Annotated in this window: 9 protein-coding genes and 1 pseudogene; 3 read left to right on the top strand and 7 right to left on the bottom strand. The window is 66.8% G+C overall.

Features of this window, described 5'->3' with window-relative positions; genetic code table 11:
• Positions 1–8 precede the first annotated feature (8 nt).
• Entirely contained in the window at positions 9–1,055 is a 1,047-nt protein-coding gene (gene tdh, locus J2808_RS14470; protein ID WP_309817879.1) for an L-threonine 3-dehydrogenase, read from the bottom strand.
• A gap of 139 nt (positions 1,056–1,194) precedes the next feature.
• Between tdh and J2808_RS14465 the strand changes: the two genes are divergently transcribed.
• Complete coding sequence (locus J2808_RS14465) at positions 1,195–2,106, top strand: LysR family transcriptional regulator (protein ID WP_309817878.1); 912 nt, start codon at positions 1,195–1,197, stop codon at positions 2,104–2,106.
• 12 nt (positions 2,107–2,118) lie between these two features.
• On the opposite strand, the gene J2808_RS14460 is transcribed toward J2808_RS14465, so the two are convergent.
• The 5 genes from J2808_RS14460 to J2808_RS14440 form a co-directional block, all read right to left on the bottom strand.
• Positions 2,119–2,745 (bottom strand): hypothetical protein, encoded by a 627-nt coding sequence (locus J2808_RS14460; protein WP_309817876.1) that lies wholly within the window; start codon positions 2,743–2,745, stop codon positions 2,119–2,121.
• A gap of 190 nt (positions 2,746–2,935) precedes the next feature.
• Positions 2,936–4,444 (bottom strand): Asp-tRNA(Asn)/Glu-tRNA(Gln) amidotransferase subunit GatB, encoded by a 1,509-nt coding sequence (gene gatB, locus J2808_RS14455; protein ID WP_309817873.1) that lies wholly within the window; start codon positions 4,442–4,444, stop codon positions 2,936–2,938.
• Positions 4,444–6,000 (bottom strand): Asp-tRNA(Asn)/Glu-tRNA(Gln) amidotransferase subunit GatA, encoded by a 1,557-nt coding sequence (gatA, locus tag J2808_RS14450; RefSeq protein ID WP_309817872.1) that lies wholly within the window; start codon positions 5,998–6,000, stop codon positions 4,444–4,446. The genes gatB and gatA overlap by 1 nt, the downstream gene beginning before the upstream one ends.
• Before the next feature lie 2 nt (positions 6,001–6,002).
• Positions 6,003–6,299, bottom strand: coding sequence for an Asp-tRNA(Asn)/Glu-tRNA(Gln) amidotransferase subunit GatC (gene gatC, locus J2808_RS14445; RefSeq protein WP_056348187.1), 297 nt, complete (start codon positions 6,297–6,299; stop codon positions 6,003–6,005).
• Between the two features lie 145 nt (positions 6,300–6,444).
• A complete protein-coding gene (locus J2808_RS14440) occupies positions 6,445–7,959 on the bottom strand; it encodes a CitMHS family transporter (RefSeq protein ID WP_309817864.1) in 1,515 nt (504 codons plus the stop codon).
• A gap of 164 nt (positions 7,960–8,123) precedes the next feature.
• On the opposite strand from J2808_RS14440, the gene J2808_RS14435 reads away from it, so the two are divergent.
• On the top strand, positions 8,124–9,908 hold the full coding sequence (locus J2808_RS14435; RefSeq protein WP_309817861.1) for a sensor histidine kinase: 1,785 nt from the start codon (positions 8,124–8,126) through the stop codon (positions 9,906–9,908).
• The gene (locus J2808_RS14430; protein WP_309817856.1) at positions 9,901–10,563 is read left to right on the top strand and encodes a response regulator; all 663 of its coding nucleotides are present in this window, start codon (positions 9,901–9,903) and stop codon (positions 10,561–10,563) included. Before J2808_RS14435 ends, J2808_RS14430 begins: the two co-directional genes overlap by 8 nt.
• A gap of 20 nt (positions 10,564–10,583) precedes the next feature.
• Here the strand turns inward: J2808_RS14430 and J2808_RS14425 are convergent.
• Positions 10,584–11,959: pseudogene (locus J2808_RS14425) on the bottom strand (HNH endonuclease signature motif containing protein).
• Between the last annotated feature and the right edge of the window lie 52 nt (positions 11,960–12,011).

The following is a 12,011-nucleotide window of genomic DNA, read 5'->3' as shown; positions in this document are numbered from 1 at the left end:
GGTGCTCCTTAGAGTTCGGTCCAGTCGAGGACAACTTTTCCGCCAACGCCGGCGCGTGCGATATCAAAGCCTTTTTCCCAGTCTCTGGCGGGGAGCCTGTCCGTCACCACAGCCGAGATACCGGCGTGCAACACCGGGTTGGAGGAGAGCATGGCGCTCATGGCATACCAGGTCTCATACATTTCCCGGCCATAGATGCCTTTGAGGGTCAGCATGTGCGTGACCACTTTGCCCCAGTCGATGGTGATGTCCTGGCTGGGCAGGCCGAGCATGGCGATGCGGCCGCCGTGGTTCATGTTGTCGATCATTTCAGGCAGGGCGGTGGGGTGGCCGGACATTTCCATGCCGATATCGAAGCCTTCGCGCATCCCCAGTTCACGCTGCGCGTTACGGACACGGGTCTTGGAGACGTCGATGGCCAGGTCCACGCCAAGCTGCCTGGCCAGGTCCAGCCGCGGCCAGGACACGTCGGTGATGGCGATCTTCCGTGCCCCGGCATGACGGGCTACGGCGATGGCCATCAGGCCGATGGGGCCGGCTCCGGTGATGAGGACGTCCTCGCCCACCAGGGGAAAACTGAGGGCGGTGTGCACGGCGTTGCCGAACGGATCGAAGATCGCGCCGAGCTCCGGGGTGATGGAGGGATCGTGATGGACCCAGACGTTGGTCTCGGGAATGACCACGTATTCAGCAAAGGCACCGTCCCGCTGCACGCCCACGCTGACCGTGTGGATGCACATCTGGCGCCGGCCGGCACGGCAGTTGCGGCAAATTCCGCAGACCACGTGGCCCTCGCCGGACACCCGGTCCCCCACCTTGACGTCCCGGACGTCCTCGCCCGTCTCCACCACCTCGCCATAGAACTCGTGGCCGGCGATCAGCGGTGCTTCGATCATTCCCTGGGCCCAGGCGTCCCAGGACTGGATGTGCAGGTCCGTCCCGCAGATGCCGGTGGTCATGACCCGGATCTTGACGTCGGTGGGACCGGCTTCGGGCTCGGGGCGGTCAACCAGCTCGAACCCTGCGTGGGCGCCGGACTTGTAGAGGGCCTTCATTGGCTTCCTGACTCTTGGCGGTCGCCCCGCTTCCTGCGCGGCGGAATTCTTTCCTTCATTAGAGCCATACAAACGCATTAGCACAAGCAGTATTTTCTCAATCGACGATGAAGCATTGTCTAATGCATAGACTGGGTGGATGGAAATACATCAGCTGGAAATCCTCCGTGAGCTCGGTGCCCTGGGCAGCGTGAAGGCAGTGGCCGAGACACTCATGGTGACGCCGTCCGCTGTGTCCCAACAGCTGTCCCTGCTCCAGCGCAACGTGGAGGTCCCGCTCACCCGGAAGGAGGGGCGGAACCTGGTGCTCACCGAGGCCGGCCAGGTGCTGGCCGACGCCGGGGCCGCCGTCGTCAGTGCCATGGCGGATGCCCGCACGGCGATCGGCGCGTATCACGGCTCGCCGGTGGCCCCGGTGACGGTAAGCGGCTTCCACAGCGCGGGCCAGGCACTGTTTGCCCCGCTCGCACGGCTGCTGGATGGGCCCGGCCAGCCCAGGATCCAGCTCTCCGACGAAGACGTGGCGCAGCAGGACTTCCCGGCGCTGACCGCACGCTACGACCTTGTGCTGGCGCACCGGATGGACCACAGTCCGCGGTGGCCGGAGGAACGGGTGGCCGTGATCCCGCTGGCTCACGAACCGCTGGACGTTGCCCTCCCGGCGGACCACCGCCTTGCCGGCCAGGACACCGTCACAGCGGCCGACGTCGTGGGGGAACCTTGGGTGACCAGCCACACCGGCTACTCCCCCGCCGATGTGCTGTCCGCCTTAGCGGCCGTCTCCAGCAAGGAACTGAACATCGTCCACCGGATCAACGACTACTCCACCGTCGCAGCTCTGGTGGCGGCGGGTGGCGTAGTGGGCCTGCTGCCGCGGCATACCGCCCGGCCCGTGCTCAATCCGGGCATTGTGCTGCGGCCGCTGGAGGGCATCAGCACCCGGCGCCGGATCGACATCCTGGCCCGGCCGGAGAACCTGAAACGGCGTTCGGTGGTGATGGTGTGCGAGGCGCTGCAGGCTATTATGACCCGGCTTGTGGAGGACAGCTGACCGGGAGCCAGTTCATCGGTCCTTGAGCTTACCCAGACCGTGGCCGTGGCCTTTGCCGTGGCCGTGGCCTCTGCCCATTCCCATCCCCTTGCCCGGACCGGTCGGGGCGCCTTCCACAACCTGGCGGGCGGTGACGCCGTTGCCGCTCTTCACGCCGGAGATCCTGACGGACTCACCCCTGGCGATTTCCCCGATGGCGACCTCTGCTGGCCTGAGCCGTTTGCCGTCGCCGCCCTTTGCCGGCGAGCCGTCTGCGGCGGGCGGCGGGAACTTGATGATTTTGGTTTCCGAGTTGACCGCGTAGGTCTGCGTGAAGCCGTCCTCACTTTTCACAGTGACCGAGGAACCATTGACGGAGTCCACCGTGCCCTGTTGGGACAGCCGCGTTTCGAAGGTTCCGTCCGCCTTCTTCACCACGCTTTCGCTGTGCAGGTGCTGCGGGCGCTGGGCCTTGTCCGCCTTGCCCGGTTTCCCGGCGTTCCCTGATTGCCCTGATTGCCCTGGCGCAGACTCCGTCGGAGACGGGGATGGCGACGGTACATCCGTGGCCGACCAGCCGATGGCCGTGCCGGTCAGCGCCAGCGCCACTGCGCCGGCCAGCAATGCCTTGCGCAGCCTCCACGGCTCCCGAACTGACATGCAGACCTCCCACGGCACGCAGAGCACCGGAGCCCTGGACCTTCAGTGTAGAGCCGCGGCACCTTGCTGAACACGGGTACTTTACGGCCCTGAAAAGTGAGTACTTAAACGCCAAACTGGGTAGCTCTAAGTGTCGTTATGAGGGTTCAAAACGGCACTTAGCGCTACCCAGTTGGGTTAGAACGGGTCCTTAGCCTTCTACGCCGAGCTTCTCCAGGATCAGCTCGCGCACGCGGGCGGCGTCGGCCTGGCCGCGGGTGGCCTTCATGACCCCGCCGACGATCGCACCGATGGCCTGCAGCTTGCCGTTGCGGATCTTGTCCGCGACGTCGGGCTGCGCGGCCAAGGCGGCGTCGATGGCTTCCAGCAGGGGACCGTCGTCGGACACAACGGCAAGGCCGCGCTTCTCGACGATTTCCGCCGGGGTGCCCTCGCCGGCGAGCACGCCGTCCAGGACCTCGGTGGCCATCTTGTTGTTGATCTTGCCTTCGTCCACCATCTTGCTCAGCTCAACGATGGTGGCGGGCTGGACGCCCAGCTGCCCGGGATCAACGTCGGCGTTCTTGGCGCGGCCAACGATCTCGCCCATCCACCACTTGCGGGCCACGGACGCCGAGGCGCCGGCGGCGATGGTTTCCTCGATCTCGTCCATAACGCCGGCGTTGACCACGTCGCGGAATTCCAGGTCCGAGTAGCCCCAGTCCGCCTGCAGGCGCTTGCGGCGGGCCGCCGGCGGCTCGGGCAAGGTGGCGCGGAGTTCCTCCACCCACTCACGGGACGCAACAATCGGAACCAGGTCCGGCTCCGGGAAATAGCGGTAGTCGTCGGCATCGGACTTCGCCCGGCCCGACGTCGTCGTGCGGGTGTCCTCGTGCCAGTGGCGCGTTTCCTGGATGACCGGCTCGCCGGCGTCCAGGACGGCAGCGTGCCGCTGGATCTCGTAGCGGACGGCGTGTTCGACGGCGCGCAGCGAGTTGACGTTCTTCGTTTCCGAGCGGATGCCGAAGCGTTCGCGGCCGTACGGGCGGAGCGATACGTTGGCGTCGCAGCGCACGTTGCCGCGTTCCATCTTCGCGTCGGACACGCCCAGGTTCTTGACGATCTCCCGGACGGCGGCGACGTACGCCTTGGCCAGTTCCGGGGCGCGGCTGCCGGCGCCCTGGATCGGTTTGGTGACGATCTCCACCAGCGGCACGCCCGAGCGGTTGTAGTCCACCAGGGAGAAGTCGGCACCTTGGATGCGGCCGGCGGCCCCGCCCATGTGGGTCAGCTTACCGGCGTCCTCTTCCATGTGGGCACGCTCGATCTCCACGCGGAAGATGGTGCCGTCGGAGAGCTCGATGTCCAGGTAGCCGTCGTACGCGATGGGGTCTTCATACTGCGACGTCTGGAAGTTCTTGGGGGTGTCCGGGTAGAAGTACTGCTTCCGGGCAAACGTGCAGGACTCGGCGATCTTGCAGTTCAGGGCCAGGCCGATCTTGATCGAGGACTCGATCGCGACCCGGTTCACTACCGGCAGCACGCCGGGCATGCCCAGGTCCACCTCGTTGACGTTCGTGTTCGGCTCGTCGCCGAAGACGTTCGGGGCGGAGGAGAACATCTTGGTCTTGGTGTTGAGCTCCACGTGGACCTCGAACCCCAGGACGGGATCGTACTTCTCCATGGCCTCTTCGAAGCTCAGGGTTGCGTCGGTGTTCATTATTTTGCCTCCTGGGTTTCGATCGAAGCAGCCAGTTCCGGGGCCTGGGCCAGCAGCGGGCCGCCCCACTTGGCCTCCAGCAGCGACTCGAGGACAGCGCCTACGCGGTAAAGGCGGGCGTCCTGACGTGCCGGGGCCAGGAGCTGGATGCCGACGGGGAGGCCGTCCTCGTCCGCAAGGCCGCCGGGCAGGGTCAGGCCGGGGACGCCGGCCAGGTTGGCGGGGATGGTGGCGACGTCGTTGAGGTACATCGCCAGCGGGTCGTTGAGCTTCTCACCGAGCTTGAAGGCCGTGGTGGGGGCCGTGGGCGAGATCAGGACGTCGGCGACCGTGAACGCGGCGTCGAAGTCGCGCTGGACCAGTGTGCGTACCTTCTGGGCCGAGCCGTAGTAGGCGTCGTAATAGCCGGCGCTCAGGGCGTAGGTGCCCAGGATGATGCGGCGTTTGACTTCGTCGCCGAAGCCGGCGGCGCGGGTGGCTCCCATCACGCGTTCGATGGTCATGGGCCCGTCCTCGGGGAGGACGCGCAGGCCATACCGGACGCCGTCGAACTTCGCCAGGTTGGAGGAGGCCTCCGACGGCATGATCAGGTAGTAGGCGCCGAGGGCGTACTGGAAGTTGGGGCAGGACACCTCAACGATTTCCGCGCCGGCTTCCTTGAGCAGTTCCAGGGAGTCGTTGAAACGGTTCTCGACGCCGGCCTGGTAGCCCTCGCCGTGCAGTTCCTTGATGATGCCGATCCGCAGGCCGTCCACATTGCCCACGCGGGCAGCCGCCACAAGGTCCTCCAGGGGATCCGGCAGCGAAGTGGAATCGAACGGATCGTGCCCGCCGATGACCTGGTGCAGGAGTGCCGAGTCCAGCACGGTGCGCGAGACCGGGCCGATCTGGTCCAGGGAGGAGGCCATGGCGATGGCGCCGTAGCGCGAGACGCTGCCGTAGGTGGGCTTGACGCCAACCGTGCCCGTCACAGCGCCGGGCTGGCGGATGGAGCCGCCCGTGTCAGTGCCGAGCGCCAGCGGTGCTTCGAAGGCGGCGACGGCGGCTGCCGAACCGCCGCCGGAACCGCCCGGGATCCGGTCCAGGTCCCAGGGGTTGCGGGTGGGGCCGTAGGCGGAGTGTTCGGTGGAGGAGCCCATCGCGAACTCGTCCAGGTTGGTCTTGCCCAGGATGGGCATTTTGGCGGCGCGAAGACGCTTGACCACTGTGGCGTCGTACGGGCTGTGCCACCCTTCGAGGATTTTGGAGCCGGCCGTGGTGGGCTGGCCGATGGTGACGATGAGGTCCTTGACCGCGATCGGCACGCCGGCGAGTTCGTGAAGTTCCTCGGCTGCGGCGCCGCCGGCGGCGCGGATGGCGTCCACTTCGGCCGCGACGGCTAGGGCCTCTTCCGTGTTGACGTGCAGGAACGCGTTCACGCCGCGTTCGCCGCCGTCGACAGCTGCGATCCGGTCAAGGAACGCCTGGGTGACCTCGACGGAGGTGACCTCGCCTGCGCGGAGCTTCCTGGCCAACTGCGCAGCGGAGGAGCGGATGAGTTCGTTGTTGTCAGTCATGTTTATGCCTCATCCAGGATTGCCGGGACCTTGAAACGGTTCTCGTCGGAATCCGGAGCTCCCGAGAGTGCCTGCTCCGCGGTGAAGGTGTGGCCCACAACGTCCTCGCGGAACACGTTGGTCAGCGGGATCGGGTGGGAGGTAGCCGGGACGTCATCACCGGCGGCTTCGCTCACGGATTTCACTGAATCAACGATGACGGCGAGTTCGCCGGCCATCCTGTCCAGCTCTTCAGCACTCATCTCGATGTGAGCGAGCTGCGCGAGGTGCGCAACATCGTCACGGTTGATCGCAGCCATGGATCTCCCCTGCAAGTTCGGATTGTTTTCCGAACCAGTCTAGTGGGGAAACGTCAGTGCCCGTCTGACGACCCCCAGCGGGCGTCAGACGGGCACCTCGGTGCCGTGGTCCCGGCCACAAGGGCCAGCCACAGGCAGCATAAGACTAACCGATACCGATGGCTCCGGTCAGCATTCCCACCGCCAACATGACGAGGCAGACCACTGCGGCCCGCCACAGGACCTTTTTGTGGTGATCACCCAGGTCCACCTTGGCCAGGGAGACCAGGAGCAGGATGGCGGGAACCAGCGGGCTCTGCATGTGGAACGGCTGTCCGGTGATGGAGGCGCGGGCCATCTCGGCGCTGCTGATGCCGTAGTGCGCAGCAGTCTCGCTGAGGACCGGCAGCACGCCGAAGTAGAAGGCGTCGTTGCTCATGAAGAACGTCATGGGGATGCTGAGTACGCCGGTGATGACGGCCATGAGCGGGCCCATGCTGGACGGGATGATCTGTACCAGCCACGCGGACATGGCCTCAACCATGCCGGTGCCGGTGAGGACGCCGGTGAGGACTGCGGCAGCCATGACCATGCTGACTACGGCGACGATGGACGGTGCGTGGGCCACGATCTGAGCAGCCTGGTCCTTGACATGGGGGAAGTTCACCAGCAGGGCGATGGCGGAGCCCACCATGAAGACGTACGGCAGGGGCACGAGGTCCGCGATGAGCATGCCCATGACTGCCACGGTGAGGCCCAGGTTGAACCACTGCAGCTTGGGGCGAAGGGTCGCGCGGTTGGGGTCCAGGGCGGTGCCTGCCATGCCGGCGTCGCTGTCCTCCACGGAGTCTTCGGTGCGTTCCAGCACCGCGACGCCCGTCGTGGTAGCGGTGCCTCCGAGGGCGGGGCCTCCCGTTGCGGGTACAGGTGCGGGACCGCGGCCGGAGCCTCCGCGGCCGAAGCCACTGCCGGAAGTGCTGTTGCCGCCTGCAGGAATGCCGCCGTCGAACGCTTCAGCGGTAAAGGGTTCTGCCGAGGACGGCACGCCCCAGATTTCCGGCGCTGTGGCGCGGAGCCGGTTGCGCTCCTGCAGTCCGAGGACCCAGGCGAAGACCAGGACGACGGCAAGGCCGGCGATGAGTGACGGGATCATGGGGACAAAGACGTCGTTGACGTCGATCTTCAGGGCGCTGGCGGCGCGGGCGGTGGGGCCGCCCCAGGGCACGATGTTCATGGTGCCGTTGGCCAGGCCTGCCACACAGGTGAGGACAACGGGGCTCATCTTCAGCCGGAGGTAGATCGGCAGCATGGCTGCGGTGGTGAGGATAAAGGTAGTGGAGCCGTCGCCGTCGAGGGAGACTGCAGCGGCAAGGAGGGCAGTACCCAGGACCACCTTGGCGGGGTCATTGCCGAGCTTGCGCAGGATGAACCTGACCAGCGGATCGAACAGCCCGACGTCGATCATCAGGCCGAAGTAGATGATGGCGAACATCAGCAGGGCGGCCGTTGAGGTCATGGACTTCATCGAATCCATCACCATGTCGCCAATGCCCAGTCCGGCGCCTGCGAACAGGCCAAAAACGGTGGGGACGATGATCAGCGCCAGCACTGGCGTCAACTTCTTCGTCATGATCAGCACCATGAATACCGCGATCATGGCGAATCCAAGTAATACCAGCACGGCCGGCTCCTTCTTTGTGAACAGCGGCACAGCGGTGTGACGCGTGCTACAGACTGTAGAGTGGCCGCCGTCACGGCAATGCCTTTGGCTCAATTGATTGGCATACTGCTTATTCGGAGCATTTTGCGCATTGTGCTCACGCACGCCGCCACGGAAGGAGGACCATGCCACGTCCCACGCGTACGCCGCCGATGCGGTTCTCCACGCAGACCCTGTTACTGCAGCTCGGCGTGGTCCTGCTGGTGGTCCTGTTAACCTCGGCCGTCCACGCCTGGCTGACCTACGAGCGGGTGGGCCGGGAAGCCGAACATCAGGCGCTGACCCTTGCCCGTGCCGTCGCGGCCGACGCCTCAGTACGGGCCGACGTTCTGGCCATCAGTGAGCGCGAGGGCACTCCCCCGCCGGCCGAACTCCGTGCCGGACCGCTGATGGCGGCCGCCGAGGCAACGCGGCTTCGGACCGGGGCACTTTTTGTGGTGATCACCGACGAAACCGGCCTGCGCCTGGCCCATCCCGATCCCGAACGGCTGGGTGAAAAAGTCAGCACCGACCCGTCCGAGGCACTGGCCGGCCAGGAAATCACCACCCGGAATACCGGCACGCTGGGCCCGTCGGCCGGCGCCAAGGTGCCGGTCTATGCGCCCGGCACTGACAGGGTGGTGGGTGAGGTCAGCGTGGGCTATTCGATGGAAACCGTGGGCCAGAGCCTGCAGCGCGACATCGGCCCGGTGGCCCTGACCGCGGTGGGGGCGCTGCTGGCGGGCGTGCTGGCTTCTTTCCTGCTGCGGCGCCGGCTCCAACGCCTCACCATGGGCCTGGAGCCTGAGGAAATCAGCACGTTGGTCCACGACCAGGTGGCCGTCCTGCAGGGCGTGGACGACGGCGTCGTTGGCGTTTCCGCCGATGGCAGGATCAGCGTCTTCAACGCAGCCGCGCAGCGCCTCCTTGACCTGCCGGACCTCGCCGGAACGCCGTGGGCCGACGCACCGGTGCCCGGCCGGCTCCGGGCCTTGACCAGGGCTGATGCTGTGGAGGCCGACGCCATCGAGCTCGTGGCTGGAGGGCGCGTTTTGGTGGCCAGCGCGCGCAAGGCCCTGCACCGCCGGGAGGACCTGGGCTGGGTGGTGATGCTCCGGGACCGCACCGAACTGCAGCAGCTCACGCGGCAGCTCGACGCGGTGGGCACCATGTCCACGGCCCTGCGCGCCCAGCGCCACGAGTTCGCCAACCAGCTGCACACCATCGCCGGCCTGATGAGCATCGGGCAACACCAACAGGCCCGCGACTATCTGGCCGGACTGGCCGCCACGGGGCCGTTGAAGTTCCCGGTGGACCAGGCCGAGCTCCTCCAGGATCCCTACCTCCAGGCCTTTGTGGGCGCCAAGGGCGTGGAGGCCGACGAGCGCGGCGTCACGCTGCGAATCGGGCCGGAAACCCTGGTCCGCGGCCAGGTCACCGAGCCGCAGGACGTGACCACCGTGCTGGGCAACCTGATCGACAACGCAGTTAAAGCCGCCGTGGCAGGATCCGCCACGGACCGCTGGGTGGAGGTGGAGATCCTGGACGAACCGCACGACGACGGCGGGACGCTGCACATCGTCGTCGCCGACTCCGGCGACGGGCTGGCCCCCGGGACGGACGCGGAGGCTGTCTTCGCCGAGGGCTTCACGACGGCGGCGCCGCCCGCCCCGTTGGACGGTGCTGTTCCACAAGGTGCTGACCCGCAGGGCGGTGGCCAAGGCCTGGGCCTGGCGCTGGCCCGCCAGCTGGCCAGGCGCCGCGGCGGGGACATCAGGGTTCTGGAAACGGGCACACAAGGTGGACCCGGGGCAGTCTTCATGGCGTCCCTGCCGCGCACCACGGCCGGAATCGGCCCGGCGCCCACGGACGGAACTCAAACCGGGGCCGCTGGCCGAATCAACACAGCAGGAAGGGAAGAGGATGCCTGAGGATTTAAGGGTGCTGATCGTGGACGACGACTTCCACGTTGCCAAGCTGCACGCCGCCTATGTGGACTCGGTTGCGGGGTTCCTGGCGCTGGCGCCGGTTGGTACGGCGTCGCTGGCGCTGCAGACGATCCATAGCCTCCGCCCCGACCTGGTGCTGCTGGACGTGTACCTTCCCGACGCGTCGGGGCTTGACCTGCTGCAGCAGCTGGACGTGGACACCATCATCCTCAGTGCAGCGTCGGACGCCGACTCGCTTCGCAAAGCGTTCCGTCGGGGAGCCCTGGGATACCTGCTGAAGCCGTTTACGTCCGAATCGCTCTCGCAGCAGCTGCGCTCCTACGCCCGGTACCGCAGGCTGCTGGGCCAGCCCGGAGTTCTGGACCAGGGCTCAGTGGAGCGGGCCAAGCGGGCGCTGATTCCCGGGGACGTGACACCGTCCGCCAAGCCGCGGTCCGCTACAGAAGCGGCGGTGCTGGAGTCCCTGGTTGCCGGCGAGCAGTACTCGGCGGCCGAGGTGGCCACGCGGGTAGGGGTTTCCCGGGCCACGGCGCAGCGGTACCTGTCAGCATTGGCCGACGACGGTGCCGTGGACATCCAGCTCCGGTACGGAACCACCGGGCGTCCGGAACATCGCTACGGGCTGCCTGCGCAGTAGCCGGTTAGGGCAGTAGCCAGTTAGGTGGGCACCAACGTGTCATCCTGTCGGCTGTCGCTCGCGTTAATGATGTCTGGCCAGTGGGGTGGTTCCCGGTCGGGTTGTTCGCTTTGGTAGTGCCGGCCAGTGGGTGAGATCCAGCCGGGTGGTTCGTCCTTGGTGGCAGCGGTTGGTTCCCAGAGGGTGCTGTGTTTCAGCCTGTGGTGCTTGGGGCAGGGCTGGCCGAGATTCGAAATCCCGGTGGTGCCGCCGTTGGCCCAGGCCAAGACGTGGTCGGCTTCGTTGTCCAGGGACGGGTTGCTGCAGCCCGGGAACGGGCACTTGCCATCCCGCAGACGCAGCCACTGCCGCAGTGCTTTGGGGACCCGGTAACTGTCGCGGCCGATCTCCAACGGGGCCCCGTCGCGGGGGTCGGTCAGGACGCGGTGGAAGGACCCGGCACCGTCGGCCACGAGGGCGCGGGCCATGGACGGCGGGATCGGCCCGTACCCGTCCAACATGGCGGGTTCATCGGTCAGGCCCATCAGCGCGAACACCGGCACCGTAACCAGAACCTGTGCCGTCGGCGAGGGGATGCCATCGGCATTGTCCCCGCCGAGGAGCCACGCCGCGACGTTGTCCGCTCGTAACTGCGTGGGCGTTCTGGCCTCCGTAGCGCCCTGCAGGGCCCGGGCAGCGGCGGTTGCCCGCGCCCAAATCCCGGATGCCTGATCCGCGGGCAGGTAGGCCGAGAGCCAAGCCATGCCGTCCCGGTCCGGAGAATACTCAACCCGACGGTCCAAAGCACTCTTGGCATGGCGTACGTCGATGCTGACCGGGTGGTGCCGTTCGCGCCAGGTCCGGACCTTGGCCCGGAACCGGCCCGGGACCATTCCACCGGCAGGGCCCGGGCCGGGTTCGGCGCCTCCGGATCAAGGAAATGCGCTTCCAGCGCTTGGGCGACGTCGGGGTCCAGGTTGATTGTTTCATCGACCATGATCCGGGCGTGCTGCCACGAAATCGTCCCTGTCTCAAGAGCGGCAAGCGTGAGCGGCAGGACAGTACGTAAGCGGTGGGCTTCGCCCAGCAGCCCGCCGGCCGTGCGTTCGCTGACCGTCAGGGCGCACGAGACCTCGGCCACGATTCTCATTTCCTGACCGGTGTGGTCTTCCGGCGACACCGGCGGCCCCGCAATTGCCCGGGCGGCCTCGCCGTAGCCGCCGGCGGCATGGACCTTCACCGCGGCGGCCATCGCCTCCAACCCCGCCGCCCCGGACAACACTGTCAGACACGCCTCAGCCTCCCAACGAGCCAGATCACCCGCAGGAATTACCGTCGGCCCCCGGAGCACACCGGCCAGCTGCAAAGCAGAGGCCGCGATGGCGTCCATGATCTCCGCAGCCGCTGTGCTATTCATATCTCCAGCATCACAAAGCGGTCCGGCAACAGCACGAAGGCGGCACCCCTAT

The organism is Pseudarthrobacter sulfonivorans, from assembly GCF_031454915.1.
GTDB lineage: Bacteria > Actinomycetota > Actinomycetes > Actinomycetales > Micrococcaceae > Arthrobacter > Arthrobacter sulfonivorans_C.
Note: the sequence above shows the minus strand (reverse complement) of the source record. Positions and strands in the feature narration are given on the sequence as shown.